Annotated in this window: 27 protein-coding genes and 1 riboswitch; of the genes, 22 read left to right on the forward strand and 5 right to left on the reverse strand. The window is 43.1% G+C overall.

The features are described from left to right. The first annotated feature begins 50 nt into the window (after positions 1 to 50). From CXF80_RS14475 to CXF80_RS14485, 3 genes are all read left to right on the forward strand, one after another. Positions 51 to 1,175, forward strand: coding sequence for an alkene reductase (locus CXF80_RS14475; RefSeq protein ID WP_101033573.1), 1,125 nt, complete (start codon positions 51 to 53; stop codon positions 1,173 to 1,175). Between the two features lie 85 nt (positions 1,176 to 1,260). Continuing rightward, complete coding sequence (locus tag CXF80_RS14480; protein ID WP_101033575.1) at positions 1,261 to 2,268, forward strand: zinc-dependent alcohol dehydrogenase family protein; 1,008 nt, start codon at positions 1,261 to 1,263, stop codon at positions 2,266 to 2,268. A gap of 581 nt (positions 2,269 to 2,849) precedes the next feature. Next, the gene (locus tag CXF80_RS14485) at positions 2,850 to 3,182 is read left to right on the forward strand and encodes a DMT family transporter (RefSeq protein ID WP_101033577.1); all 333 of its coding nucleotides are present in this window, start codon (positions 2,850 to 2,852) and stop codon (positions 3,180 to 3,182) included. Positions 3,183 to 3,446: 264 nt separating this feature from the next. Here CXF80_RS14485 and CXF80_RS14490 read toward each other — a convergent pair whose 3' ends face one another. Next, the gene (locus CXF80_RS14490) at positions 3,447 to 4,610 is read right to left on the reverse strand and encodes an iron-containing alcohol dehydrogenase (RefSeq protein ID WP_101033580.1); all 1,164 of its coding nucleotides are present in this window, start codon (positions 4,608 to 4,610) and stop codon (positions 3,447 to 3,449) included. A gap of 268 nt (positions 4,611 to 4,878) precedes the next feature. Between CXF80_RS14490 and CXF80_RS14495 the strand changes: the two genes are divergently transcribed. From CXF80_RS14495 to CXF80_RS14520, 6 genes are all read left to right on the forward strand, one after another. Beyond that, entirely contained in the window at positions 4,879 to 5,748 is an 870-nt protein-coding gene (locus tag CXF80_RS14495; RefSeq protein WP_101033582.1) for an AraC family transcriptional regulator, read from the forward strand. Between the two features lie 70 nt (positions 5,749 to 5,818). Continuing rightward, positions 5,819 to 6,142, forward strand: a complete 324-nt coding sequence (gene yqfB / locus CXF80_RS14500; protein ID WP_101033584.1) for a N(4)-acetylcytidine aminohydrolase — start codon at positions 5,819 to 5,821, stop codon at positions 6,140 to 6,142. Between the two features lie 333 nt (positions 6,143 to 6,475). After that, positions 6,476 to 7,813, forward strand: a complete 1,338-nt coding sequence (locus CXF80_RS14505; RefSeq protein WP_101033586.1) for a coproporphyrinogen III oxidase family protein — start codon at positions 6,476 to 6,478, stop codon at positions 7,811 to 7,813. A gap of 291 nt (positions 7,814 to 8,104) precedes the next feature. Further along, positions 8,105 to 8,950 carry a PfkB family carbohydrate kinase gene (locus tag CXF80_RS14510; protein ID WP_101033588.1) on the forward strand — a complete coding sequence of 282 codons (846 nt, stop codon included), beginning with the start codon at positions 8,105 to 8,107 and terminating at the stop codon, positions 8,948 to 8,950. Positions 8,951 to 9,242: 292 nt separating this feature from the next. Then, entirely contained in the window at positions 9,243 to 9,935 is a 693-nt protein-coding gene (locus CXF80_RS14515) for an MOSC domain-containing protein (RefSeq protein ID WP_101033590.1), read from the forward strand. Between the two features lie 39 nt (positions 9,936 to 9,974). Beyond that, positions 9,975 to 10,334: a DUF4870 domain-containing protein gene (locus CXF80_RS14520; protein WP_101033592.1), complete on the forward strand. Its 360-nt coding sequence runs from the start codon at positions 9,975 to 9,977 to the stop codon at positions 10,332 to 10,334. A 95-nt stretch (positions 10,335 to 10,429) separates the two neighbouring features. On the opposite strand, the gene CXF80_RS14525 is transcribed toward CXF80_RS14520, so the two are convergent. Beyond that, positions 10,430 to 12,349: a methyl-accepting chemotaxis protein gene (locus tag CXF80_RS14525; protein ID WP_101033593.1), complete on the reverse strand. Its 1,920-nt coding sequence runs from the start codon at positions 12,347 to 12,349 to the stop codon at positions 10,430 to 10,432. A gap of 412 nt (positions 12,350 to 12,761) precedes the next feature. After that, complete coding sequence (locus CXF80_RS14530) at positions 12,762 to 14,411, reverse strand: electron transfer flavoprotein-ubiquinone oxidoreductase (protein ID WP_101033595.1); 1,650 nt, start codon at positions 14,409 to 14,411, stop codon at positions 12,762 to 12,764. Positions 14,412 to 14,642: 231 nt separating this feature from the next. Further along, positions 14,643 to 14,775, forward strand: a riboswitch (molybdenum cofactor riboswitch). On the opposite strand from CXF80_RS14530, the gene moaA reads away from it, so the two are divergent. The 11 genes from moaA (at position 14,763) to CXF80_RS14585 (ending at position 23,316) form a co-directional block, all read left to right on the forward strand. Then, positions 14,763 to 15,743 carry a GTP 3',8-cyclase MoaA gene (moaA, locus tag CXF80_RS14535; protein ID WP_101033598.1) on the forward strand — a complete coding sequence of 327 codons (981 nt, stop codon included), beginning with the start codon at positions 14,763 to 14,765 and terminating at the stop codon, positions 15,741 to 15,743. Its footprint overlaps the riboswitch before it by 13 nt. A gap of 86 nt (positions 15,744 to 15,829) precedes the next feature. Continuing rightward, positions 15,830 to 16,306 (forward strand): cyclic pyranopterin monophosphate synthase MoaC, encoded by a 477-nt coding sequence (gene moaC, locus CXF80_RS14540; RefSeq protein WP_101033600.1) that lies wholly within the window; start codon positions 15,830 to 15,832, stop codon positions 16,304 to 16,306. A gap of 64 nt (positions 16,307 to 16,370) precedes the next feature. After that, entirely contained in the window at positions 16,371 to 16,619 is a 249-nt protein-coding gene (gene moaD, locus CXF80_RS14545) for a molybdopterin synthase sulfur carrier subunit (RefSeq protein ID WP_101033602.1), read from the forward strand. 1 nt (position 16,620) lies between these two features. Next, positions 16,621 to 17,091, forward strand: a complete 471-nt coding sequence (gene moaE, locus CXF80_RS14550; RefSeq protein ID WP_101033604.1) for a molybdopterin synthase catalytic subunit MoaE — start codon at positions 16,621 to 16,623, stop codon at positions 17,089 to 17,091. 42 nt (positions 17,092 to 17,133) lie between these two features. Then, complete coding sequence (gene modA, locus CXF80_RS14555; RefSeq protein WP_101033606.1) at positions 17,134 to 17,979, forward strand: molybdate ABC transporter substrate-binding protein; 846 nt, start codon at positions 17,134 to 17,136, stop codon at positions 17,977 to 17,979. Next, positions 17,979 to 18,659, forward strand: a complete 681-nt coding sequence (gene modB / locus CXF80_RS14560) for a molybdate ABC transporter permease subunit (protein ID WP_101033608.1) — start codon at positions 17,979 to 17,981, stop codon at positions 18,657 to 18,659. The genes modA and modB overlap by 1 nt, the downstream gene beginning before the upstream one ends. Then, positions 18,640 to 19,752, forward strand: coding sequence for an ABC transporter ATP-binding protein (locus tag CXF80_RS14565; protein ID WP_101033610.1), 1,113 nt, complete (start codon positions 18,640 to 18,642; stop codon positions 19,750 to 19,752). Before modB ends, CXF80_RS14565 begins: the two co-directional genes overlap by 20 nt. 384 nt (positions 19,753 to 20,136) lie before the next feature. Beyond that, positions 20,137 to 20,598 (forward strand): hypothetical protein, encoded by a 462-nt coding sequence (locus CXF80_RS14570; RefSeq protein WP_232772112.1) that lies wholly within the window; start codon positions 20,137 to 20,139, stop codon positions 20,596 to 20,598. Between the two features lie 13 nt (positions 20,599 to 20,611). Then, positions 20,612 to 21,289: a response regulator transcription factor gene (locus CXF80_RS14575; protein WP_101034784.1), complete on the forward strand. Its 678-nt coding sequence runs from the start codon at positions 20,612 to 20,614 to the stop codon at positions 21,287 to 21,289. 67 nt (positions 21,290 to 21,356) lie between these two features. After that, positions 21,357 to 22,598 (forward strand): sensor histidine kinase, encoded by a 1,242-nt coding sequence (locus CXF80_RS14580; protein WP_101033613.1) that lies wholly within the window; start codon positions 21,357 to 21,359, stop codon positions 22,596 to 22,598. 40 nt (positions 22,599 to 22,638) lie between these two features. After that, positions 22,639 to 23,316 (forward strand): TIGR01621 family pseudouridine synthase, encoded by a 678-nt coding sequence (locus CXF80_RS14585; RefSeq protein WP_101033615.1) that lies wholly within the window; start codon positions 22,639 to 22,641, stop codon positions 23,314 to 23,316. A gap of 133 nt (positions 23,317 to 23,449) precedes the next feature. Here the strand turns inward: CXF80_RS14585 and CXF80_RS14590 are convergent, their stop codons facing one another. After that, a complete protein-coding gene (locus CXF80_RS14590; RefSeq protein WP_157822239.1) occupies positions 23,450 to 24,658 on the reverse strand; it encodes a GGDEF domain-containing protein in 1,209 nt (402 codons plus the stop codon). A gap of 153 nt (positions 24,659 to 24,811) precedes the next feature. Between CXF80_RS14590 and CXF80_RS14595 the strand changes: the two genes are divergently transcribed. Both CXF80_RS14595 and CXF80_RS14600 read left to right on the forward strand, forming a co-directional pair. Beyond that, positions 24,812 to 24,979, forward strand: coding sequence for a YqaE/Pmp3 family membrane protein (locus CXF80_RS14595; RefSeq protein ID WP_101033619.1), 168 nt, complete (start codon positions 24,812 to 24,814; stop codon positions 24,977 to 24,979). A gap of 188 nt (positions 24,980 to 25,167) precedes the next feature. After that, a complete protein-coding gene (locus CXF80_RS14600; RefSeq protein WP_101033621.1) occupies positions 25,168 to 25,299 on the forward strand; it encodes a DUF2986 domain-containing protein in 132 nt (43 codons plus the stop codon). 91 nt (positions 25,300 to 25,390) lie between these two features. On the opposite strand, the gene moeB is transcribed toward CXF80_RS14600, so the two are convergent. Continuing rightward, positions 25,391 to 26,161 carry a molybdopterin-synthase adenylyltransferase MoeB gene (gene moeB, locus CXF80_RS14605; RefSeq protein ID WP_101033623.1) on the reverse strand — a complete coding sequence of 257 codons (771 nt, stop codon included), beginning with the start codon at positions 26,159 to 26,161 and terminating at the stop codon, positions 25,391 to 25,393. Between the last annotated feature and the right edge of the window lie 4 nt (positions 26,162 to 26,165).

A 26,165-nucleotide genomic window follows, 5' to 3' on the forward strand; every position in this document is an offset into this window, starting at 1 on the left:
ACATAGATCACCGATAGGTCTATTTTAATCACATTCTCGGAGTCACATAAATGAAGTTCTCTCACTTATTTAAAGAAACCCAATTAGGTCCATATACCTTAAGAAATCGTATTGTTTTACCACCACTGACACGTTCACGAAGTGATCAGCCAGGGAATATTCCTAATCAACTGATGGCGCAGTACTATGCTCAACGATCGGGCGCTGGTTTCATGGTGACGGAAGGAACGCAAATTGAACCTAGAGGGCAAGGATATGCGTGGACACCGGGCATTCATAGTGCCGAGCAAATTGCGGGCTGGAAACAAGTCACCAAAGCCGTACATGATGCAGGTAGTATTATCTTCTGCCAATTGTGGCATGTTGGACGCGTCTCTCACACCTCATTACAGCCAGATCAGCAAGCACCTATTGGCCCATCTGACCTTATAGCAGACACCGTTAAGGTGTTTATTGAAACGGCTCCAGATCAAGGCGCCTTGGCCGATCCAAGTGAGCCAAGAGCACTGTCTACCGCCGAGGTTGAAGAGCTTGTACAGATGTATAAACAGGCGGCAATTAACGCCAAAGAAGCTGGATTTGATGGCGTTGAATTACACTGTGCGAATGGCTACCTTGTTAATCAGTTTATCTCTGAGCATACTAATAATAGAACCGATAAATACGGTGGTACTTTAGCGAATCGTTTACGTTTTCTAAAAGAAATAACCGAAGCGGTTGCGAGTGTTATGGGGCCAGATAAAGTCGGGGTAAGGTTTGCGCCATTATTTGAAAGTACCGATGAAGTCAGAGTGTATTTAGGGTTAGTTGAAAGTGACCCTCATTTAACCTATATCGAAGCGATTAAAATTTTAAATAATATTGGCATTGCCTATTTATCCCTTGCTGAAGCTGATTGGGATAATGCTCCAGATTTACCTGAAAAATTTTATCAAGAAGTCAGATCAACCTTTGATGGCTTAATTATGTATGCAGGTAAATATACCCCAGAAAAAGCGCTTCGAATATTGACTGAAGGTCATGGTGATATTTTTGGTTTTGGCCGGCCATTTATTGCTAATCCAGACTTACCTGAACGCATTAAATACGAATGGCCATTAAATGAAGCCGATCCATCGACTATGTACGGCGGAACCAACAAAGGCTACACAGATTACCCCGTATACATAAAGTAGACAGCTTGTTGCTCAATGCTGAGAAAAGTTGTAGCACTAATTCTGCTATACATTTCCTATACATGAAATAATTAGAGGACTTAGTATGAAAAGCATGACCCTTTCTACACCGGGCGGTCTTGACCAGCTCAAGCTTAACCATAGCGCGGAACCTGGCGAACCGGGGCCTGGCGAAATACGAGTACGTATTCGAGCCTGTTCTCTCAACTTTCACGATTATGCAGTGGTTGTCGGAGCCATCTCGACCGAAGACAACCGCATCCCCATGGCGGATGGCGCCGGCGTTGTAGAAGCCATCGGTGAAGGTGTCAGCGAATTTAAGATTGGTGACCCTGTCGTGTCGACATTCTTCCCTGATTGGCTAACTGGCCCCGCTCTTATTGGAAACTTCAGTACCACACCCGGTGATGGCCAGGATGGTTACGCCCGCGAGCAGGTTGTCCGCCCAACCAACTGGTTCACCCACGCCCCTAAAGGCTACACCCATGCCGAAGCCGCCACATTGACCACCGCAGGCTTAACCGCATGGAGAGCGCTTGTTGTTGATGGCGGCCTGAAAGCAGGCGATACCGTGCTCACGATGGGCACCGGTGGTGTGTCTATCTTTGCACTGCAGTTTGCCAAGATGATGGGCGCTCGGGTTATTTCTACGTCGTCTTCAGACGAAAAGCTGGAACGGCTCACCGCACTGGGTGCCGATCACACCATCAATTACAAAACCACACCGGCCTGGGGCACTAAGGTTCAGGAAATAACTGGCGGCAAGGGCGTCGACCACGTTATAGAAGTGGGTGGCCCTAGCACTCTGCCAGAATCTATTGATGCCGTGCGCATTGGTGGCCATATCGCGCTTATTGGGGTGTTGACTGGCTGGGCTGGGGATATTCCAACCGCAAAACTGATGGCGAAACAGGTTCGCCTGCAAGGACTGATTGTGGGCAGCCGAAACCATCAGCAAGAAATGATCCGCGCGATTGAAGCAAACGACATGCACCCGATCCTTGACCGGTCATTTGCGCTGGAAGAGATCGCTGACGCGTTCCGCTACCAAGAGTCTGGCAAGCACTTCGGTAAGATCTGCCTAGCGTTTTAATCCGAGCAATATATGGCCAGCCACTTGTGAAACCATTTTTTGCATCTAGTGGGGAATGCGCAAGTTGGTTATGGTGGGCTTAGTCAATCCAATCCGCAGCGGCTTATGGGCCACTGCGGCCTTATAAAGTCGGATTGAGTCTGCGCCACAAAGCAACTATTTTTGCCGGGTGTGGCGCTTAAACAACAGCATCGATAATTTTTTACCGAATGCCGCTAACATTTATGCAGATATAAGCGGCAAGACTATGCACATTGCCAGCACAGGCCATGTGCTTAACTCTTTAACTAGATAGCGTCATTCTCGATTAATAGCTATCAAGTCTATGTTACTGTTTTGAATGGGTCATATTGTTTACATTTAATAGATTAAAGCTTAATTCATCGAGAAACGAATTCAATATTTTTTGTGTGAAGAGTCAAAAACGCTATGTTATTAATTAGAGAGTAGAGCGGTTTCGTAAGGTATTATATGATGACTGAATGTACAGATGATCAGGCATAGAGATAACATGCTAGGCTGTTTTTTTTATTATTTAGTCTTTATACTGCGCGGCTGTTTTGTCTGCGTAGAAAGTAAAAATGAAAAGTTGGATATTTTTAAGTGTGGCCATTTTAACTGAAGTTGTGGCAACTTCTGCACTTAAAGCAAGCGATGGATTTTCAAGAATAATGCCTTCAATCGTGGTTATTGTGGGGTACGTATTATCTTTTTATTTTCTATCTTTGGCGCTAAAAACTATTCCTGTTGGTATTGCTTATGCGACTTGGGCTGGATTGGGTATTGTGCTCATTACGGTGATCGCTTGGGTGATGTATGGGCAAAAATTAGATTTAGGTGCGCTAGTGGGAATGACGTTAATTTTAGCGGGTGTTGTAGTAATGAACTTATTCTCAAGCGTTACTCCGCATTAGTATTAGCGTTAGTACGCAACCAATAACATAGACATTGCGTAGCCGAATTTTTGTGTTTTTATTCACTTTTTTCTCCACTTTTCGAGCCGACGGTGCCCATTTCTAGCTAATGATGCTAATGCGCAGCGTTTTTAGGCACAACAAAAAGGGCTTAACAATGATAGTCATTGTTAAGCCCTTTTTGTTTAATGTTAGTCATAGTCTTGGATATAGCCGCTCAAGCCTAAGCGATGAATGGGTTGATCGCTTAGGCTGTAAGCGTTATTACCACGCCATGTCTAAAATCTTACGGCTGGTGGCTAAATCGACTTGGCCGCTTTCAGATAATGCGGTCATGCCATGAGCTTCTAATGCATTAATCACTAGGCTGATTTGATCTTGGGTTACACCGTGATCGCGTAAACGGGTTGGTAAACCCACTTGCTGGAAGAAAGCTTCTGTTTTGTCAATGGCTTGATCCACTCGGCTAGCTTCATCACCTTCAGTGATATCCCAAACGCGTGCTGCGTATTGCAGCAGTTTGGCGTGTTTTTGATCTTTTAACACGCGCCATACTGATGGCAATACAACGGCTAACGTTTGTGCATGGTCGATGTGAAACAACGCGGTTAGCTCGTGGCCGATCATGTGAGTAGACCAATCTAATGGCACGCCTGTACCTATCATGCCGTTTAGAGCAGATGTAGCACTCCACATTAAGTTAGCGCGGGCATCGTAGTTAGTTGGCTCTTCAACGGTAATAGGACCAATTTCAATAAGGGTGCGCATAATGCCTTCTGCCATGCGGTCTTGTACGCGGGCATCAACGGGGTAAGTCGCATATTGCTCAAGCACATGCACAAACGCATCGACAACACCGTTTGCCACTTGAATTTTGGGTAAGCTAAAAGTTAATTCAGGATCTAGCATGGCAAATGTTGGGTAGGCACATGGGTGATTTACTGGGAACTTACCGCCTTGATAGCTTACTACTGCAAAGGCGTTCATTTCTGAACCCGTAGCCGGCAGGGTAGCAATAACGCCAAGTGGGATGACGTTGTCATTAGCCACTGGAACCGGTGTAAATCCGTGATGTAATAAACTTGCTGTGTCACCGTCAAACTGAGTCGCTAGGGCGATAAATTTGGTGCCGTCCATAACCGAACCACCACCGACAGCCAGTAAGAAGTCGATGTTTTCTTTACGGGCAACGTCAACGGCTTTTATTAGGGTGCCGTATGTCGGGTTTGCCTCAATGCCGCCAAACTCAAATACAATGCGGTCACCTAATGCGGCTTTGACTTTATCGAGTGTGCCGAAACGTTGCACGCTGCCGCCACCGTAAGTGATTAATACTCGTGCATTGGCTGGAACAAGTTGGTCTAACTCTGCGATACGGTCTTTGCCGAAAACAACATGAGTAGGGTTACGATAATCAAAATTGAGCATAATGGACGCCTTTTGGTTGAGCGGTGAAACAAAGAGTTGGCTGATTGTTGATGCATAAGTCATTTATGGAAAAGTTTTATATACACAACAACAAGGATAAATTATGTGATTATGATAGCTGATTGAGTCAAAATAAACAGACACAGAGCTATCGAGTTCATGCCTATTCCTATCTATATTGTTTAAATAAGGTGGTTTTTTGGTTAATTTGATACCTTTTACTGCTTTTTTGATAGTATTGGTATGAAGGTTTTTCTAAGGGGAAGGTATGAGTGAAGCAGCAAAATTAATGGCACAACTTGCCCCAACTGAAGGGGTTAATCATACCCATTTATCCGGTGTGCATGTGTTTCGTAGCTCACGGTATGGCGCGCGCGGACCCATGTGCTATTCACAAGGCGTGCTTATTGTCGGCCAAGGTAAAAAACGGGTTTACTTAGACAACCAAAGCTTCGATTACGACCGCCAGCACTCATTAGTGATGACGGTGCCACTGCCGGTAGAGTGTGAAACGTTTGCCAGTATTGAAGAGCCTGTATTAGTATTGATGGTTGATATCGATTTAGTGCAGCTTAATTACATTATCCGACTGATGGATGAGCATCATCAGATCCCTAAAGATTTAAACGAATCGCGCCAGAGTGGCTTTTTTGTTGCTGATAACACTGAAGACATGGATTGCAGCGTTATTCGGCTATTACAGGCGTTACAGTCGCCATTAGAAGCCAAAGTAATGGGTGAGGCGTTAGTGCTTGAGTTATTGTATCGTTTATTAGACTCGCCCAATGCCGCACCGCTTTATGCGTTGTCGCTTAGCCACACTCGTTTATCGAGGGTCGAAAAAGCCCTTAGCTACATTCATAAACATTATGGTGAGTCGGTTGAAGTAGACACTTTAGCTCGTTTGGTCAATATGAGTCCGTCGGCGTTTCATCGTTGCTTTAAAGAGGTCACCGCCTCATCACCGATACAATACTTAAAGAAGATCCGCCTGAATAAAGCCAAAGCGTTATTACAAGTGCAGAATTTGAAGGTTAAAGAGGTATCAACTCAGGTGGGGTACGAAAGCACGGCCCAATTTAGCCGCGAGTTTAAACGCTACTTTGATCAAAGCCCAGGCGAGTGCGGGAGGTTATAATGGCTATTCCCCTTCCGAGTAAGTCATGTGCCCCGAGTGGGTACGTTATGTTTTTAGTTAAGGCCACCTAATGATGACAGTACCCACGGAAATGACCTTTTTTGAGTTTTTAACGCCGTTAGTTGCATCAGGGCGGAAGACGATTACTATCCGTGATGGCAGCGAAAACCATTACCAGCCGGGCAGTCAAGTGCAGGTGTTTACTCTTGAAAGCCATACCAAGGTGTGTGACATCATTATTTTGGCCGTTGAGCCATTAGCATTTGATGACATTAATGAGTTTCATGCTAGTCAAGAAAGCCTGCCATTAGTTGAGTTAAAGCAACTGATCCAAACTGTGTATCCTAATCAGCAAACCTTGTTTATGATTTCATTTAAATTGCTTGCTACTTAATGCTCATGATTATCAAAAAGTTATCAACTAAGATTTCTTCTGCTGTTGATATGCGCGTCCGACTTTGGTTGTAGGTTCAGCTTGCTTTGTTCTATTTTCTGGTTTTAGCCGCAGCATTAGCCCCTCATCAGTAACTCAATAAGCAATACCTAAAACATGACCTGCTTAACAAATGTGCGCCAATAACCATGTTAGTTTGCATATCTATTAGCTAGTTCACATTTTAGCTATCTCTAAAGTGATATTTTGTTTTCCTGCTTAGGGTATGCGTATTTTATTTAGCGCTTTTTATCAATGGTTTTGCTCTCAGGGCTCATTCAGTTAGGATTTTTTATGTCTCCAATTATTCAATCAGCCAGCCAGGAGTTGATTAAACCTTATCAATCTAATATTACCGTACCCAATTGGATGATCAGCTCTATGGAGCGGGTCATGCAGTTTTATGTTGATAAAAACCTGCGCCTCGACACCATTTCTACTGACCGCATGCCTAAGCCCATCGAAGGCAAAAAATACATGTTGTATGCGCACATTCCGTTTTGCCATACTTTGTGTTCGTTTTGTACCTTTCACCGGTTTTTATTCCGCGAAGATAAAGCGCGCGAATACTTTGTTGCGCTGCGTAAAGAAATGCAAATGGCCAAAGATTTAGGCTATGAGTTTGAATCTATGTACATTGGCGGTGGCACCACCACAGTGCTTGAAGATGAATTAGCCCGCACCATCGAACATGCAAAAAACTTGTTCCCGGGCATTAAAGAAGTGTCATGTGAGTCTGATCCGCAGCATTTGGCCAACCCTGAATTTAAGCAATTAAAAGGACTGGTCGACAGAATGTCGATTGGGGTACAAAGCTTTGATGATGGCATTTTAAAAATGACCGATCGCTTAGACAAGTTTGGTTCTGGCCAACAAACCTTTGACAATATTATGGCGGCCAAAGAGCTGTTTCCTATTATCAATGTGGATTTAATTTTTGGTTTTCGTGGTCAAACGGATGAAATTATCCAGTCAGATCTTGAAATTGCCTCAAAACTCGACCCACGCCAAATTACTACCTATCCGCTAATGATCACTCACCAAACCCGTAAAAGCGTTAAGAACCAGCTAGCTGCACCCCAAGGTGAAATGGTCAATCAGTACCGACAGATTTTAAACCACTTGACGGGGCAATACACACAGTTATCGGCTTGGGCATTTGGTAAAACTAATAACGAAGGCTTTGATGAGTACGTTATTGATTATGATGAGTATCTCGGTGTAGGTTCTGGTTCATTTAGTTTTTTAAATGACACGCTATACGTGAATACATTTTCGCTGAAAAAATATCAACAACGTATTGCCGAAGGCCGTATGGCGGTTGAGCAACAGAAAAAATACCAGCTAAAAGAAGTCATGCAATATCGCTTTTTGCTGGGTATGTTTTCTGGGCGTTTATCACGTAAATATTTTCGCGATACTTTCAACGTTAATTTAGACACCGCCTTGTTTAAAGAAATGGCCTCAATGAAAGCGATGGGGGCACTTAAAAATGACCCAGTTAACCCAGATGAACTGATTGTGACCGATAATGGCAAAATGTTGGGGCTATTGATGATGAAGGAGTTTTACTCCGGCATGGACAATGTGCGTGCCCAATTGCGTCAACCACTTGCCACTGGTGATATGTAATCTCAGTTCGGGATAATCAACGCTTATCAAAGTACCATTTGCCTTGTTATCTGCGTTGTATTGACTTGCAATAGACCCGCTATTGATGCTGCTATTCACGCGTGAATACGCCTTGTTAGCAAAAAAAATAGCAAGTTTGATATAAAATTAGCTTAAATATTTTTATGTTAGTTTAATAATCCCATCTCTTAACCCGTATTGAGATCATCGAGATAACCAAAGGCCGTGTTAATCACGGCCTTTTTGTTATACTCAAGGTTCTTTTTATCGACGCTTTTTTAGGTGAGTTGCATGGCCAATATTCTTTTACTTGCCAATATCAATTGTGATCGCATTCTAGTGCTTGATAAGCCACTAAAAACCGGTGGCCGTTTTCATTATCAAGATGGCGGATTACGTTTAGGCGGTGGTGGTGCGAATACCGGATTGGGCTTAGTGTGGGCTCAACACAAGGTGTCTCTGGTGAGTGAGGTCGGTAGTGACGACATAGGTGACTGGATTTTAGCTAAGGCCAGCACCTTAGGGCTCGATTGTCGTTTGGTGCACCGCTTTAGTGGCAATACTTGTGAAATGTTACTGGTGATGACACCCGATGGTGAACGGACCATTATTCGACCACAGCGACCTATTTTTGAACTTCCCGCGCCACCCGACTGGCAACATTGGGATGCTTTTTATATTAACTCCTCAGCAAAAGGTGCCGGCGCTTGGGCGGCAAATGCTATTGCGTCTAATCCTAACTGCAAAGTGATATCTCAACTGGCAAAAGATGAGCGCAACCGTCCTTGTCATGTGCTGATCGCATCGATTACCGATATGCAAGGTCGTTGCAACCAAGATCCATGGTTGTTTGCGCAAGCAATTGCCGGCGATGCATTAGAATATTTTATTGTTACCGATGGCGACCAAGGGGCGATGGTGTATAGCGCGGATGGCAAACAACATGTTCCAGCCGTTACAGCCGATGTGGTCGACACTACTGGTGCTGGCGATGCCTATGCCTCTGGGGTGACCCATGGCTTATGTCAGCAGATGTCGATTACCGATGCAATGCATGAAGGAGCTTTGTGGGCATCGTTTGCTGTTGCAACCAAAAGCTCAATTCCAGGCGAGGCACTGAAACAGTATCTAGCCTAAGGTCAACTTGGGTTAAGTTAAGGTTTGCAGGCGAACGCTGCGCATTGCTAAGTATATGCGGATAACTAAAATAGTATTGGTTTGTCATTTTAGTGTCATTGTTGGCCTTTATGATGAGCCCGTCTAAACAACTTTTATAGTATCCAATGGTTCAGACCATTTTTAGCTATTATTTTTGCTATATTATCTCCCATTTTATTGATGGCCTTACTCTTCTACAGTAAGGCTTTTTTTTGTCTGAAAATTGGGTATATTGGCACTGTGTAATCATACTTAAGCAAGGACATGCTGGATGAGTGAGCGATTGGTAAAGTGTATTTCTGGGCTGTATTTAGGTGACCAAGTGCAAATGCATAACGGAGTTGCCAGTTGTATTAATCAAAAACATGCCGTTAAGCTTTTGACCGTGCAGTTTGACCGGGTAGTAGGCAATCGTGAGGCCGACCCTAAACATCACGGTGGTCTCGACAGAGTGCTACATCATTTTCCGCGTGAACATTATGGCCAATACCGGCGCTGGGATTTAATGCCAACCTTTGGTGATGCACCTTCAATGGGCGAAAACATCAGTACAGTTGGCCTTAATGAAGCACAGGTTAATATCGGCGACATTGTCCAAATTGGCGATGTTACCTTACAAGTCACTCAGCCTCGCTCGCCTTGTTTTAAACTCAATTTACAGTTTGGTCAGCCTAAATTTGCCTTAGCCATGCAAGAAAGTCGCATGTGCGGTTGGTTTTATCGGGTGCTGTCTGAAGGCGATATTCGTTCTAGTGATAGTATTGTATTGCTGGAGAGGAAAACGGATATTAGCGTAGCTAAAGCCATGCAGATTTATTTTTTAGCTGAATTTGATGCTGCGCAATATCAGCTGCTGCTTGAATGCGACGGTTTAGCGCAAAGTTGGGTTAATTCATTGCAGCGCAGACTTGATCAGCAAAGCATAGAAGATTGGGCAATGCGCTTATATGGCAAAGCGAGTTAGAGAATAACAATATAATAAAAAAATGATAAGGAATATCAAATGGCCGAACCGATAAGCGAAGTTAGCAAGCAAGCGAAAGATATGGGTTTATTGATCCATGCAGCCAGTTTTGTGGGGTATGTTTTTCCTTTGGGCAGTGTTCTAGGACCTTTAATTGTCTGGTTAATGAAACGTGATGAATTTGAGTTTGCCAACCAATGCGGAAAGAATTGTCTTAATTTTAAATTGAGCTTAATGGTTTATGCCCTAGTATCAGCAATATTGATTTTGATTGGCGTGGGAGTATTACTGTTAGCGGCGTTGGCATTGCTTGATATTATTTGTACCATTATCGCGATGGTGAAAGCTAGCGATGGCATCGCTTACCAATATCCGCTCACGATTCGGTTTCTGAAGTAACCCGTACTATAAACATAAAGTGATGGCCAATAATCATAAGCATTAAAAACGCCACTCAAATGAGTGGCGTTTTTTTATGGCTATTGATTAACGCATTACACTTTAAAGCGCGCCACTAGGGTATCAAGACGAGTGGCTAACTGATTCAATGATTTACTTGCATGCGCAGCCGCATGAGCTGTATCGGCTGTACGTTGAGTAATATCGTTGATTTCAGTCACATTGCGATTGATGTCTTCAACTACGGTTGATTGCTCTTCTGTTGCCGCAGCAACTTGAATGTTCATATCGCTAATCAGCGCAATACGTTGACTAATACCACTTAACGAATGACTTGCCTCATCAACAGCTGTAACACCTTCGAGTGAGCGGCTACGAGATTGCTCCATCGCATTAACGGCACGACTGGTTTCTGATTGAAGCTTATCAATCATGGTTTGCACTTCGTTGGTCGATGCAGCCGTTCGAGAAGCCAAGTTACGCACTTCATCTGCAACAACAGCAAAGCCTCGTCCGGCTTCGCCTGCGCGAGCGGCTTCAATCGCCGCGTTAAGTGCAAGTAAGTTAGTTTGCTCTGATATGGCACGAATAACATCTAAAATGCTGCCAATTGACTTAGTGTGCGTTGCTAACGACTCAATCACTTCACCGACCTGTTCAACATCTTTAGATAATTGATTAATAGTTGAACGTGCTCGGGTTACCACTTTTTGACCATCAATCGATTCGGTATCAGCATCTCGAGCGGTAACCGCTGCTTGAGCTGCATTGGTCGCAATTTCATTAACCGTAGCACCCATTTCGTTAATTGCGGTGACAACCATGATGGTGCGGTCTTTTTGTAATTGGCTATCATCTAACGTTTGATGGGCTTGGTTTGATACATCAACTGCCGATAAACCTAGCTGCTCGCTGGTTTTGGCCACTTCGACTACCGTATCTTGAATTTTGCTGATAAAACTATTAAAACCACGGGCAAGCTGGGCTATTTCGTCATCTCCAGTAACAGGGAGTCGTTGGCGTAAATCACCTTCACCTTCACCAATGTTACGAAATAGCTCGGCAATATGGGCAATAGGACGACTGACCGAACCGGCAACGACAATCGAAATCGCAATAAACACCGCTGCGATAAGTATTGTCCACAGTAAAATTTGATACGCAGAGTCTTGTAGCAAGGCAAAGACTTCCGCTTCAGGCACTTGAGCAACTAAGTACCAGTCCATTGATTCAATGTAGCTGCTGGCGATCAGCATATTCTGGCCATCGACTTCCGCTTTGACCAAATTAAAGTCTCTTTGGTTTAACAGCTGGTTAGTATTGGCGTTAGGGTACAAGCTGCTAAGTTTACTCTTACCCACTTTACGCGTGTCTTGATGCAGTTTTACGTCACCCTTGGCATCCACTAAATAGACAAAACCGCTATCTTCTATTTTAAATGAAGCCAGTAAATTAACCATGTCATCTAATGATTTGGCTAAACTAACAAGCCCACGACCATTGGGTTGTTGGTAGCTAATAAATAGTTTTACTTCACCATTGGCTTCGGTAAAGATACTCAGCATTCGCTCTTGTTTGCTATCACGGTAATCAAAAAACCAGCTGTCTTGTTCTGGGGTTAACACGCGTAAAAACCCGTCTTGGGTATAATAGGCTGCACTCTCACGATCGGCATAAGACGCTTGAGCTAAGCCGAATTGATCTTTTACATCATTAAGTTGTGCAATCACGAGACTTTCTTGGTCTGCTGGACGACCATTTTCAAGCCATCCAAGCAACATTCGGCTATTGGCTAGCTGTTCTGCTGCATTTATTAAACCACTAATTTCGAGGTCGACTTGATTGCGAATTTGCATAAGCAAGCTCGGCATTTCCGAGTTTAACATGCGCTGTTCGACGATTTGTTTTGCACTTCGTTGGCTCAGCAGTCCGACTAACATCGTCGACAGCAGTACAGCGAACGTTACCGTCAGCAAGATTTTTTGCTTAATGGTAAGGGTATTAAATGTATTCATCTACAACAGCCTCTTGGGAGTATCTTTATGATATGCGGGAATATTATGGCAATAAATTGATAGTTATTTTGTCAGCAAACGCATTGAGTCATTTCAAGGTTAAATAATGAAGGCATATCAAACTGTCAATGTATCGATAATAGTACTGAGTTCACATGCAACAGGCTCGCAATTAGCTGCGTGAATCAGTCTTGATATCAGCATAACGTTTAAGTTTGAAATAACCGGCTTTACGCCAAGTCGATTTCACTGCGTTAACTTATTTCTCTATTTGAGTACGGAAACAAAATAGTCTTTTTGTGTAGGTTGTTCTGATTTTATGTGGCGCATGATAGTCGATAAAACAAAAAAAACGCACTACTATTTTGTGTGCGTTTTTTTGACGGTGCCAATAATTTAGCTATTGGTTAACTTACATATTGGGATAGTTTGGCCCGCCGCCGCCTTCTGGTGTAACCCAAGTAATATTTTGGCTCGGGTCTTTAATGTCACAGGTTTTACAATGAATACAATTTTGAGCGTTAATGACAAACTTTTTGTCACCGGCTTCTTCAACGACTTCATAAACACCTGCCGGACAATAACGTTGTGCGGGTTCATCAAATTTGGCTAAATTGACCGAAATAGGGATGCTTTTGTCTTTTAGATGTAAATGACACGGCTGATTTTCTTCGTGATACGTGCTCGACATATACACTGACGATAACTTATCAAAGCTCAATTTCCCATCAGGTTTAGGGTAATCAATTTTGGTGTAATCGCTGGCTAATCCCATTGTGGCATAGTCTGGCGTCGTGTCTCTAAAGGTCACTGGAAACTTACCGCCAAACCAATTTTGGTCGATATAGTTAAAAGCGCCACCCAGTAGAGTACCAAACTTGTGTAATGCTGGACCAAAATTACGCGATTGGTATAGTTCTTCGTGAAGCCAGCTCTCTTCAAAACGTTGTTGGAAGCAATCTAGATCTTTACCACCTTCTAAACCTGCAATTAAGCCTTCACCTAAGGTTTTAGCCGCGATGATACCGCTTTTAATTGCAGTATGGATGCCCTTAATTTTGGAAAAGTTAAGCGTGCCAGCATTACAGCCAATAATTAACCCACCTGGGAAACTCATTTTAGGCAGTGAATTTAAACCGCCTTTGGCAATGGCCCTTGCACCATAGGATAAGCGCTCACCACCCGTTAATGTTTCGGCAATAACGGGATGAGTTTTATAGCGCTGAAATTCATCAAATGGACTGAGATGAGGATTTTTATAATTTAAATCGATTATTAACCCCACGGCGATTTGGTTGTCTTCCATGTGGTATAGAAATCCGCCTCCTGATGAGCCATTCACCAGTGGCCAACCGCCAGTGTGAACCACTTTACCCTGTTGATGTTGCTCGGCAGGAACCTTCCAAATTTCTTTAAAGCCTAAGCCATAGTGCTGCGGCGTTTTGCCATTGTCTAAATGATATTTTTGGATCAATTGTTTACCCAAATGACCACGACAGCCTTCTGAAAAAACGGTGTATTTGGCATGTAACTCCATACCTGGCATGTAGCTGTCTTTAGGTTGGCCGTCTTCACCGACGCCCATATCACCGATTAAAATACCTTTAACACTGTTGTCTTCATTAAACAGCAATTCACTGGCGGCAAACCCTGGGAAAATCTCTACGCCCATGGCCTCTGCTCTGTTGGCTAACCAACGGGCTAAGTTAGCAACACTAATAATGTAATTGCCATCATTGTGCATTGTTTTAGGCACTAAGCTATTTGGTATTAAGCGTGATTGCGTTTCTGAATTAAGCAAATAGATTTCGTCATGTGTGACTTTGGTGTTTAGCGGGATATCTGAGTCACGCCAATCATTAAACAATTCGTCTAGTACATCGGGTTCAAATACTGCACCCGATAAAATATGTGCGCCAACCTCAGAGCCTTTTTCTACCACGCAAACGGTGATTTCTTTATCGGCATCTTTAGATATTTGCATTAAACGACAAGCAGTTGCTAAACCCGCTGGGCCTGCACCGACAATTACTACGTCGAACTCCATTGACTCGCGTTCCATGTTCTCACCTTTCCAAGTTTCCCGTTCATCGCGGGTTTATTGTTTTTATATAATGATAAGTAAACGATCGTTTGTTCTTTACTCACCTTACCGCAAAATTCGCTTTTGTCACAGTAGCAAACACAATCTTGTCAGCGTGAGTCGAGTCACAAAAAAATAACCCTATAGTCTTTTAAATTAAGATATTCACCTAAAGGGGTATTTGTGAAACCGCAATTAGGCCTATAATTGGATCTGACGGTTCTCCGAGCTTTTTGCCCTACGTCAATGATATGGGCAGTTAGCCGTGGTAATTTTGCCACCGGGGTGAGTAAAGAAATGCACTCACCTCCCACACTTGGAAAGGTTAACATGTCCCAATTACAAGACAGCTTTGGTCGAAGATTTCACTATTTGCGGATGTCAGTTACTGATGTTTGTAATTTCAAATGTTCTTATTGTTTGCCCGATGGGTATAAACCCGATGGCAAGCCTAGCTTTTTAACGCTTAATGAGATTGAAAATCTCGTTGCAGGCTTTGGAGAGGTCGGCACTCAAAAAGTTCGAATCACCGGTGGTGAGCCCACTCTGCGCAAAGACTTCACAGATATTGTGCGGATCGTTGCCGCAAATCCTAATATTAATACCGTAGCAATGACCACCAATGGTTATCGTTTACAGCAACATGCTAAAGAATGGTATGACGCTGGTTTACGGCGTATTAATATCTCTGTTGATAGCCTAGATCCTAAAATGTTTTATCAAATTACCGGCGAAAACAAATTCGACCAAGTGATGCGGGGTATTGATGCCGCACTTGAGGCGGGGTTTGAGCGGGTTAAAGTCAATGCCGTGTTACTTAAAGGCTTAAACGATAGAGATTTACCACGTTTTTTGCAGTGGATTAAACATACACCTATCGATTTACGTTTTATTGAGTTAATGGAGACGGGTTTAGGTCACGATTATTTTAACGCGCATCATCTAGCTGGTGTGGACATAAAAAAACAACTTGAGCAACAAGGCTGGTTATATGATCTGCCAAGTGTTGATGATGGTCCTGCGCAAAACTTCAGTCATGCAGATTACCAAGGTCGTATTGGGCTAATTATGCCTTACGCTAAGAATTTCTGTGCCAGCTGTAACCGCTTACGTGTGTCTGCAAAAGGTAAATTACATTTATGTTTGTTTACTGAAAATGGCGTCGATTTGCGTGATTTATTGCAAAATCCTTCGCAGCAAGATGAATTAATAAGTCGTTTACACGGTCAATTAGCCCAGAAAAAAGAAACCCATTATTTACATCAAGGTATTACCGGTGTGACTCAGCACCTTGCTTCTATTGGTGGTTAAGCGGTTATTGAGCTAAACAGACGGATGACGCACAATATAGTGGTGCTCAGTCGATAGAGATTGAATTTGATTAAGGCAATTACAGTATGAGCAATCGTTTTACCCATATTAACGCCGATGGCAATGCCCATATGGTCGATGTGACTGAAAAAGCGGTCACTGAGCGTGAAGCCCGCGCTGAAGCCTTTATTGATATGGCTCCTGAGACTTTAGCCATGATCATGAATGGCAGTCATCACAAAGGTGATGTGTTTGCGACCGCACGTATTGCCGGGATTCAAGCGGCTAAAAAAACGGCTGATTTGATCCCATTATGTCATCCCTTGATGCTGACTAAGGTGGAAGTTGAGCTTGAAGCTCAGCCTGAGAATAACCGCGTGCGCATTACCAGTTTGTGTAAATTGTCAGGCAAAACCGGTGTCGAAATGGAAGCGTTAACGGCGGCATCTGTCGCCGCATTAACCATTTACGACATGTGTAAGGCGGTACAAAAAGACATGATTATTTCTCAAGTTAGGTTACTGGAAAAACGCGGCGGTAAATCAGGCCATTTCCAAGCTTAATCGGTCAATGATTACTCGGGTAAACCTCGATAGATGTTATGAATAAATACAGTGAGAAACCACTATGATCCAAGTGTTATTTTTTGCGCAAATTCGTGAGTTATTAGGCAGCGCTAAAGTTGAGCATACTGCCGAGAATATTGATACCGCTGAAGCGTTACGTGCAGCGCTTGCCGCCACTGATGACAAGTGGGCCAAAGTGTTGGCATCAGACAAATTACTGGTGGCAATTAATCAAACCATGAGTCAGTGGGATTCACCGGTGAAAGACGGCGATGAAGTGGCCTTTTTCCCTCCGGTTACAGGGGGGTAATATGGAACAGTGTAATCCTCAAATTAATGTGCGTGTTCACACTGAAGATTTTTGTGTCGCCGATGAGTATGGGTTACTTGCCTGCAATAATCAGGACGGCGCCGTGGTCAATTTTGTCGGTAAAGTACGTGACTTTAATGATGGCAGTGCCGTAACCGATTTAACCCTAGAGCATTATCCTGGGATGACCGAGTCGGTATTAATGCAGATTAGCCAACAAGCTTGCGATCGTTGGCCATTAAGCAAAGTGACAATTATTCATCGAGTTGGTACTCTGATGCTTGGCGAACAAATCGTGTTTATCGGTGTGACCAGTGCTCATCGTAAAGCGGCATTTGCAGCTTGCGAGTTTTTAATTGATTTTTTAAAGACCAAAGCGCCTTTTTGGAAACTTGAAGCCGGTGATACTGGCCGTAAGTGGGTTGAGGCGCATGATAGCGATCAGCAAGCCGCTAAAATGTGGCAAAAGTAGTATTTATCCATATTACTGGTACATAGCAAGGATAAGCCCTCAATGTCTTTCATTAACACCATTATTCAGATTTATTATCGGCTTTTGCAGCGGCTTCATACCAGTGGTATCGCGGCGTTGCTCGCGATATTACTGGTGGGATTCAGTTCAGTAAGCGTGGCCAATGACGCCCCCGCCATTGCCGCCGCGGCCAATATTCAGTTTGCTGTAGACGAGATAGCGATACGTTTTCAACGGAAAACGGGGTTGGCTGTGCGGGTAAGTTATGGTTCATCGGGTAATTTTGTTACTCAAATTCAGCATGGTGCACCGTTTGAAATGATGCTCAGTGCTGATGAGAGTTATATTGATAAGTTACATCAAGCGGGTTATACCCAAGATAGTGGGGTTATTTATGCTATTGGCCGACTTGCCCTTGCTGCGCCTAAAAAATCGCCGTTAATTTTGGACGCTAATTTAGTTGGGCTAAGGCAATTAATCGACGATGGAAAATTGTCTCGTTTTGCGATAGCCAATCCCGATCATGCACCCTATGGTGAGAGCGCGCGTGAAGTGCTCAAAGCAAAAGGCTTATGGGATATGTTGCAGCCCACCCTGATTTTAGGCGAGAATGCTGCACAAGCCACCCAATTTACCATTAGTGGCTCCACTCAAGGCGGGATAGTGCCGTTATCCTTAGTGCTAACGCCTGCATTTGCTAAGCGCGGAAACTATGTTGTTATCCCTGATTCGTTATATCAACCTCTCAATCAACAGATGGCATTAATGCCTAATGCATCTAAAACTACCGAGCGATTTTATCAATACATGCAATCAGCTGAGGCGCAGGAAGTGTTAACTCAATTTGGGTTTAATTTACCGCAACCTACTATTAAGAAGGGTGCTTAATGGATTGGCAAGCTCTGTGGCTGTCGGTCAAACTGAGTTGTTTTACCGTAATATTATTAATTCCGTTGGCCATTATGGTTGGACGATGGTTGGCGTACCGGCAGTTTAAGGGTAAGTCATGGCTTGAGGCTTTGATCATGGTGCCGTTAGTGTTGCCGCCGACGGTTATTGGCTATTACTTGCTGGTAGGGTTAGGTAATCAGAGCGTGATAGGCCAATGGGTTGAACAATTAACGGGCCAGCAGCTGGTGTTTCATTTTTCAGGCTTAGTGATCGCTTCTATCATCGTCAATATCCCTTTTGCGGTTCAACCTATTCAACGTGCTTTTGAAACCATTCCCATTGATATTCGTGATGCTGCGGCCTGCTGTGGCATGAGTCGATTACGTATTTTTCTTCGAGTCGAATTACCGATGATATGGCCTGGAGTATTAACCGCAGTGGTGCTGTGTTTTTCTCATGTACTAGGCGAGTTTGGTGTGGTGTTAATGCTGGGCGGTAATATTGCCGGTGAAACCAAGACTATCTCGATAGCAATTTATGACAGTGTGCAGGCATTTGATTTTGATTCCGCAGGAATGATGTCTTTGGTATTACTCTTGTTTGCAGTGAGTGCTTTAGCGCTGACTACGAGTATGTCGAAGCGTTTAGGAGGGCATTATGGTGCCTCGCAGCGCTGATCTTATATGTGATATTTCACAAACTTCTCCTATTCCACTTGAAGCGCATTTTAGTTGCCGCGCCGGTGAGGTATTAGCGGTTGTTGGTCCTTCCGGTGGTGGTAAAACCACCTTGCTAAGAATGATAGCCGGTTTGAGCTTACCTCAACAGGGACAAATCCACTGTGGTGATCTGCTATGGTTTGATGCACAACAGTCGATTTCGTTAACGCCACAGCAACGGCATATTGGTTATATGCCGCAGCATTTTGGTTTGTTTCCGCATTTATCAGCGTTAGATAATGTCATTTCTGGGCTTGACCATGTCCCCAAAGCATTGCGAAAATCGCGTGCTTTAGATTGGTTAGAGCGCGTCAACTTGCAAGGTTTGCCTGATCGCTTACCCGCTCAATTGTCTGGCGGACAACGTCAACGAGTCGCGCTGGCTCGTGCACTGGCTCGCGAGCCGACTATTTTGCTGCTTGATGAACCCTTTTCTGCCGTAGACAAAGAAACTCGCGAGCGCTTATACATTGAGTTAGCTCGCTTAAAACAACAATTATCTATACCTGTCATCATGGTAACCCATGATATGCATGAGGCGTTGTTACTGGCCGATAAGATGATATTGATTAGCCAAGGTAAAATGTTGCAACAAGGCAAGCCATTTGAGGTGTTATCTCACCCCAATGACGAAGCGGTGGCCAGGCAGATGGGCTTGAGGAATATTTTTGATGGTCAAGTTGTAGAGCAAGACATTGAACGCAACATGACCAAGTTTACTTTGGGTGATGAACTCATTGTCAGCGACAGTGCACCACGATTAACCATCGGCCAATCTATCCGCTGGGTGATCCCAAATCAAGGTATTCGCTTTAACGCCATTAGCAGTGGTCGTTTGTGTAAAAGCTTAAATAAATTAGAGGTATTAATTGAATCTGTACTGGTGATGGGTGAATCATCACGGGTGATAGCATCTGTTGTCGGTATTGGGTCGATCATCAATACCGATGTGCCGACTCATTTGGTGCATAAATTAGCCTTGGCGGCAGGCGTGCAAACGACTATTGCTCTCAAGTCAGATCAAATTCACATTTTAAGTGTGCAGTCTTGATTTTGATAATAAAAGCAAATAAAACAATAGTTTGATCGCGTTTTGGCGCTATTTCTGAATAATAACATGACCATTGACGCGTCAATATGGCTTGTTGGCAACATCAATGACGGGTTTACGATAAAATGTTGCCATTTGTGCCATTTGTGCCGTTATTATCGATTGACCTGACCTCTTATTTCGAGAAAATGTTATGTGACGACGGCCCATCGCGCCGAAAAATAATATTTATGATCAATTATTAATCTTAGATTTCTTGGGACTTCGTCTGCTCTTAGGTAGAGTGGTCATGTAATACCATTTTCAATTATATAGAGGCTCGTGATGGTTCGGTTGCTGCTAGCAATATGCTTTCTTCCTTGTGCCGTGATGGCGACACCGTCTATGCACTCTTTATTGATCAATGGCGACTTTTTAAAGCCAATAACGGTCATGGAACAATTAGAGCAACAAGATGAAGGCACCATTTGTGACTTTGATGTTGATGTTGAAGAAGGCTTGCTGGTGTATAAAATTTCTATGGTTAACGTAGAGACACACCGAATACATAAATACCAATACCGAGCCTTAGACGGTACATTATTAGCTGAAAAATCGTCAACTTATGCCTCTGATGATATTGGCCAAGTGAATGCGGCAAAAATGCTCCAAGCCAAGCATATGAAGTTTTCAGAATTAGTGACTCTCGCGATTGAAAATCAGCAAGGATATTTAACACAGGCGGAATTGGACCACGATTTGTCAATTAGTTATCTCGAACTAAAATTACTCAATCAAGATAGTAGAAATACCATTGCTTTCGATATTGAAACCCTACGTCCACTACCTTTGCTCAAATGGGATTAAAGACTCTATGACTATGCGTATTTTATTGGTTGAAGATGATGCTACTACATTAAAGTATGTAGCCGATGGATTTACTGCTCAGAAATATCAAGTCGATAGTGCGACGGATGGTCAAGAAGGGCTAACGTTAGCGAAACATAACCAATATGATTTGTTGATCCTCGATCGTATGCTACCTAAGTTAGACGGCTTAACATTATTATCTGCTCTGCGTACCAGTGGGAATAATACTCCGGTACTCATTTTATCGGCATTAAGCCACGTTGATGAGCGTGTAAAAGGTTTGCGTGCGGGTGGTGATGATTACATGACTAAGCCATTCGCCTTTGCGGAATTATTAGTGCGTGCTGAAAAGCTTATTCAACGCAATGTGGTTGAACCTGCTGCCACAGATATTGAGGTTGGTAGTTTGAAGATGGAATTACTCACCCGTAAAGTTACCCTGGATGATAGCGAGTTAATGCTACAACCAAAAGAATTTCAATTGCTTAAATATTTAATGGAACACCCGAATCAAGTGATTAGTCGGACATTATTATTTGAAGCAGTATGGGACTACCATTTTGATCCTCGTACCAACGTGATTGATGTGCACATCGCCAAATTACGTCGCAAATTTGAAGAACTTGGGCATGGTGAGCTAATTGAAACCGTAAGAGGGGCTGGTTATCGCCTTTGCAAAAGGCATTAAGCCTTACCAAAGTAGTGCGTGGCGGATCACGCTTATCTTCTCGACTTTAGTCACCATACTCATTGTTATGTTGGTGCTCAGTCTCTATCGACAGTTAGTTATTGAGCAACAAAATCAGGTAGACAAACATCTTTCTGCAGAAATGCAGCGCTATCAGCAGTTAGCATTAACGGTTAACCGTCGTAGTTTTGCCGCTCAAATTCGTGCTGCCGATCCAAAAACGGCATTGATTGCCTGGCGCAACAGTGTCGATATGGTTGGCGCACTGACTTTCTTACCCGAAAACATGCCACAACTGCCCGAAACCAAAGATTTCCCTATTTTTACTGGCGGCCCAGATAAGCTGCATATCCTGACTGGCGGTCTAGTCATTACTCGTTATGGCCCAGTACTCATTGCTACGCGAACCGATCAGCTTGCAGCGTTAATTGAGAAATTTATTAATGCGGCGTTTTGGGCGGTGGCGTTTACGTTAGGGCTCACGCTAGCATTAGGTTATATTTTCTCTAAAGCCATTCTTAGGCGACTGGTCGAATACAACCGCTTAAGTGAACAAATTGAAGCTGGACATTATGAAACGCGTTTGCCGGTAAGTGAAAGCCAAGATGAATTTGACATGCTTGCGCGGCAATTTAATTTGGTGCTCGACACTTTAGAGCAAAACTTACGTGCCGTTCGCGGCGTCAGCGATAACATTGCCCATGATTTACGCACCCCGCTATCGCATTTGCGCATAGGCATAGAACAGTTGTCGCAAAAACCTACGTCTGAGCTTGCAGATGCCACTGCTGAGTTGCTAGAAGAGTTAGACCATTGTCTGGGGACATTTGATGCCATGTTATCGTTAACTCGCATTGAAGAAGGCCAGCAAATGCTTGATTTACAGCCGGTGAGATTACAGCAAATCTGCCAAGATTTATTTGAGATGGCTGAGGTTATTGCAGAGAGTCGCGATCAAGTGCTGAAAATCAGTTTAGAAGGTGATATTCACGTTAATGGTGATAAGTATTTATTGTTCCAAGCTTTGTTTAATCTAGTGGATAACGCGATAAAGTATTCACCCGAGGGTGCTACAATCAGTATTATTCAGCACGGTAAACATATTCAAATTAGTGATAATGGACCGGGTATTATTGACGAAGATAAAGAGCGGGTATTTGACCGTTTAGTCCGCTTAGACCCAAGTCGTCATTTCAAAGGCACGGGTTTAGGCTTGTCGATGGTAAAGGCTATTTTGTCGCGTCATAAAGCGACGATTTCATTACATGATAATAACCCTGGTTTATTGGTGAGTATTCACTTTAAATAATCCTGCGGGTATCCCCCCTTTAATCCTTGTTGGATAATCTATGTATCAAGTGATCAGTGACCAAACAGACTTTATTGTCATCAGTAAGTCCGTTAATGTTCATTTTCATAGTCAAGATGGCAGCGCTGGGGTGATTGCTCAGGCAGAGGCTGATTTAGGTTATAAGCTTTACCCTGTTCATCGTCTCGATACTCCGACATCCGGTTTGCTGGTGGTGGCTAAATCACCACAAGCTGCTAGTGTGTTTACCCAAATGTTTACTCAGCATAAAGTTCAAAAATATTATCTGGCAATCGCTTGCGGTAAACCTAAAAAGAAACAAGGTTGGATTATTGGCGACATGGCTAAGTCGCGTCGCAGTATGTATAAATTACTGCGGACCAGCAGCAACCCCGCCGTAACGCAGTTTTTCAGTCAGAGTATTGCCCATGGTATGCGGCTGTATTTACTGAAACCGCTCAGTGGCAAAACCCATCAATTGAGAGTGGCTTTAGCCAGTATTGGAGTGCCTATTTTAGGCGATCAACTCTATGGCAATGAGCTTAGTGACAGGTGCTATTTACATGCTTATAGTTTGCATTTTACTTATCGAGATCAGGCTTATGTTTTTCAACAACCGCCTTCATTAGGTCAACAGTTTTTGTTGTCAGCATGCCAACAGCTTATGGCTAATCAATGGCAATCACCTAATGATTTACCGTGGCCGAGTAAAGACTAGTTGTCTTTTATTAGCCTGTGGCACCGCCGGTTTATTATCCCGAGCAGAGGTTACAGAGAGGGTTAATAGGCTGAAGTCTTGTTAATGGGCTAAAGTTTATGATGTGCAAAGGCAGGTGAAACGCTTGTATCGATTAAGATTGCTCTATTGAGCTAGCGGCAATCGATTCATCTATTGAGTCCATTGAGCAAATCGTATTACGACCTTTGCTTTTAGCAAGGTACATGGCATCGTCAGCGAGCTGTAATAACTGTTCAATAGTGAGGTGAGTTTTACAGGTTGCATAGCCAGTGCTTAGGGTAATATTAATGGTGTTTTTTTGCCAAATAATAGATAAGTCGTTTATTCTATCTTGCACTTTCTCAGCAACTATTTGGGCTTCATCTGTATTAGTGGATGGTAATATAACCAGAAACTCTTCACCACCATAACGGCAGATAAAGTCGACTTTGCGTAATGTCTGCTGTAATACTTCAGCAGTTTGTTTGAGCACTTTGTCGCCGGCTAAATGTCCGTATGAGTCATTGATAAGCTTGAAGTGATCTAAATCGAGCACCATTAGAGTATAAGCGAGTCCATTACGTTGCCACAAGGCATCAACTTGTTCGAGTTTGTCCAATAATGCATGGCGATTCCATAAGCCTGTCAGTTGATCTTTGTTGGCTAACCGAGCGACTTTGAACACTAAACGAGTTAGAGCATTACCAAATAATACTAAATTAGTCAGTAATAACAATATGATGTAGCTCCACATCACCAATGATGAGTTAAGCTTGTCAGCGGCAGAAATGTTGGCAAGTTGGTCGGGGGAAAACAACAGAGCCATGGCGCGGATGATAAATAGCAAACCTATGGTAAAAAAGGGTATGTTTAACAAAGTCGCATAATACAGCGGTAGGTGTTTTTTCACTGCCCGAAAGTTATCAATACCCGTTAGAGTGATAAAGGTCGCTGCGGTAATACTCATGACGATCACTAAGTACACTGCATAGGTCAGGGAGGGGGGCACTAGTAGCATTAATAATGCCGTGGTCGCCAGTAATATAAGATCAAATCGATAAGTTAAAGGTTGTTTAAATAAATGTTGGCAACCCCAGCGTACCAGAGCAAAACCCAGTAGGATTGTCATGTCTGCAACAAACCAGTATAAATAGTTAATTGCTTCAGTACGTTGGGTATAAAGTAAGAGACCAATAAAAGTGCAAACGTTGGTCGCCGCGAAACACCAGCTGGCTTTAGGTGCAATGCGTAATAGATGAGCAAGCAATGTCCAGGCTAGTGCACAGCTTAGCGCGATTAAACTAAAAAATTGAACAAAAACAATACTCTGACTATGTTCCATATGACTCATTAGTATCGTGAAGAAGATGACTCATGATGCAATAACAAAATAAGTGCACAAAAATAGAATAATGATTCCAGTTAACAAGTTGTATCGTATACTATTTTTATAATTTTTGTCGCTAAATTAATCAACTTAAATAAGGTAACTAACATGGATTCTAATAAATTATTACTGGTCATCCTTGCGATTTTGCTCCCACCAGTAGCGGTACTGCTCAAAAATGGTATGGGTAAGGACTTATTAATTAATATCCTATTATGCCTTTTCTTTTTTGTACCTGGGCTTATCCATGCACTGTGGGTGGTACTACAAGAATAATCGTGGTTCTGAGCGATGCAATTTGGTTTTTGATGTGTTGCAATCATTAGAGGTTGGGCAGGTTTGAGGCGATCATTGTCTTGTAGACAGGTTGTTTTGTATAATGATTTTTTTGTATCAAACTCAGATTGTATAAACCGTAGATTATATAAAAAAACACCGTCAACAAATGCTATCAAGAGACCCATATGAACCGTAAAAAGAAAATCAATCAAACCCTGAAAGCCAAAGCAAAAAAAGCCAATGCGAAGCTCCATGCAACCAATAAACCCTCTTATGTTGCTAAAGCTGACCGCGAAAGGCTTACGCAGGTTGAATGAGTTGCAGCGCCATTAACAGATTTTGTTGATAGCGCTGACTGAGAGAATACTCACGTCTGTGCTATTACCAACGTCTGAGTCTAGTATCACTTTAGACGTTCACACCACAGACGTTACAGTGGGGTTGTTTAGGCAAGCGCATCTGCCTAAACTCCATGGTCATCGCATCAATCATTAACAACTTCCCCGTTAAAGGCAGTCCGATACCTGTGATTACTTTAATGGCTTCTGTTGCTTGGATACAACCAATCATACCGACCACAGGTGCAAGAATACCCGCTTCGACACAAGTTAACTGTTGCTCGCCAAATAAGGCACTAAAACATTGATAACAAGGACTGTGTTGTTGATAGTCAAATACCGTTACAGTGCCTTCCATCCGAATCGCTGCGGCCGACACTAAAGGCACCTGGTGCTCAAAACAGCTTTTATTAAGCTGTTCTCGTACTAACATATTGTCGGTGCAATCAAGAATTAAGCTATGCTGACTTACTTGCGCGTTAATCTCATCATCATCTAACAGGGCATTAATCGTATTAATCTTAATTAGCGGATTTAGTTGCATTAACGCCTGTTTAGCCGATTCAACTTTTGGCTGCCCAATATTGGTATCATGGTGTAATACTTGACGCTGTAAATTAGAAAGCTCTACCGTATCAAAATCAACTAAGGTGATTTCACCCACCCCAGCCACGGCAAGATATTGGCTTGCTGCACAGCCTAAACCGCCAGCACCAATAATCAATACCTTAGCAAGTTTCAACTTTTCTTGGCCATCAATATCGATAGCTTTAATGGAGATCTGACGGCTATAACGCAGCATTTCCGTGTCGGTGAGTATCTCTTGATCAAGTGAGTCCATATTT

The organism is Shewanella sp. Actino-trap-3 (genome assembly GCF_002836275.1).
Classification (GTDB): domain Bacteria; phylum Pseudomonadota; class Gammaproteobacteria; order Enterobacterales; family Shewanellaceae; genus Shewanella; species Shewanella psychromarinicola.

Excerpts from the sequence above, each read along its gene's own strand:
- CXF80_RS14475 (WP_101033573.1), top strand. The coding sequence starts at position 51 with ATGAAGTTCTCTCACTTATTTAAAGAAACCCAATTAGGTCCATATACC.
- CXF80_RS14480 (WP_101033575.1), top strand. The coding sequence starts at position 1,261 with ATGAAAAGCATGACCCTTTCTACACCGGGCGGTCTTGACCAGCTCAAG.
- CXF80_RS14485 (WP_101033577.1), top strand. The coding sequence starts at position 2,850 with ATGAAAAGTTGGATATTTTTAAGTGTGGCCATTTTAACTGAAGTTGTG.
- CXF80_RS14490 (WP_101033580.1), bottom strand. The coding sequence starts at position 4,610 with ATGCTCAATTTTGATTATCGTAACCCTACTCATGTTGTTTTCGGCAAA.
- CXF80_RS14495 (WP_101033582.1), top strand. The coding sequence starts at position 4,879 with ATGAGTGAAGCAGCAAAATTAATGGCACAACTTGCCCCAACTGAAGGG.
- yqfB (WP_101033584.1), top strand. The coding sequence starts at position 5,819 with ATGATGACAGTACCCACGGAAATGACCTTTTTTGAGTTTTTAACGCCG.
- CXF80_RS14505 (WP_101033586.1), top strand. The coding sequence starts at position 6,476 with ATGTCTCCAATTATTCAATCAGCCAGCCAGGAGTTGATTAAACCTTAT.
- CXF80_RS14510 (WP_101033588.1), top strand. The coding sequence starts at position 8,105 with ATGGCCAATATTCTTTTACTTGCCAATATCAATTGTGATCGCATTCTA.
- CXF80_RS14515 (WP_101033590.1), top strand. The coding sequence starts at position 9,243 with ATGAGTGAGCGATTGGTAAAGTGTATTTCTGGGCTGTATTTAGGTGAC.
- CXF80_RS14520 (WP_101033592.1), top strand. The coding sequence starts at position 9,975 with ATGGCCGAACCGATAAGCGAAGTTAGCAAGCAAGCGAAAGATATGGGT.
- CXF80_RS14525 (WP_101033593.1), bottom strand. The coding sequence starts at position 12,349 with ATGAATACATTTAATACCCTTACCATTAAGCAAAAAATCTTGCTGACG.
- CXF80_RS14530 (WP_101033595.1), bottom strand. The coding sequence starts at position 14,411 with ATGGAACGCGAGTCAATGGAGTTCGACGTAGTAATTGTCGGTGCAGGC.
- moaA (WP_101033598.1), top strand. The coding sequence starts at position 14,763 with ATGTCCCAATTACAAGACAGCTTTGGTCGAAGATTTCACTATTTGCGG.
- moaC (WP_101033600.1), top strand. The coding sequence starts at position 15,830 with ATGAGCAATCGTTTTACCCATATTAACGCCGATGGCAATGCCCATATG.
- moaD (WP_101033602.1), top strand. The coding sequence starts at position 16,371 with ATGATCCAAGTGTTATTTTTTGCGCAAATTCGTGAGTTATTAGGCAGC.
- moaE (WP_101033604.1), top strand. The coding sequence starts at position 16,621 with ATGGAACAGTGTAATCCTCAAATTAATGTGCGTGTTCACACTGAAGAT.
- modA (WP_101033606.1), top strand. The coding sequence starts at position 17,134 with ATGTCTTTCATTAACACCATTATTCAGATTTATTATCGGCTTTTGCAG.
- modB (WP_101033608.1), top strand. The coding sequence starts at position 17,979 with ATGGATTGGCAAGCTCTGTGGCTGTCGGTCAAACTGAGTTGTTTTACC.
- CXF80_RS14565 (WP_101033610.1), top strand. The coding sequence starts at position 18,640 with ATGGTGCCTCGCAGCGCTGATCTTATATGTGATATTTCACAAACTTCT.
- CXF80_RS14570 (WP_232772112.1), top strand. The coding sequence starts at position 20,137 with ATGCACTCTTTATTGATCAATGGCGACTTTTTAAAGCCAATAACGGTC.
- CXF80_RS14575 (WP_101034784.1), top strand. The coding sequence starts at position 20,612 with ATGCGTATTTTATTGGTTGAAGATGATGCTACTACATTAAAGTATGTA.
- CXF80_RS14580 (WP_101033613.1), top strand. The coding sequence starts at position 21,357 with ATGTTGGTGCTCAGTCTCTATCGACAGTTAGTTATTGAGCAACAAAAT.
- CXF80_RS14585 (WP_101033615.1), top strand. The coding sequence starts at position 22,639 with ATGTATCAAGTGATCAGTGACCAAACAGACTTTATTGTCATCAGTAAG.
- CXF80_RS14590 (WP_157822239.1), bottom strand. The coding sequence starts at position 24,658 with ATGGAACATAGTCAGAGTATTGTTTTTGTTCAATTTTTTAGTTTAATC.
- CXF80_RS14595 (WP_101033619.1), top strand. The coding sequence starts at position 24,812 with ATGGATTCTAATAAATTATTACTGGTCATCCTTGCGATTTTGCTCCCA.
- CXF80_RS14600 (WP_101033621.1), top strand. The coding sequence starts at position 25,168 with ATGAACCGTAAAAAGAAAATCAATCAAACCCTGAAAGCCAAAGCAAAA.
- moeB (WP_101033623.1), bottom strand. The coding sequence starts at position 26,161 with ATGGACTCACTTGATCAAGAGATACTCACCGACACGGAAATGCTGCGT.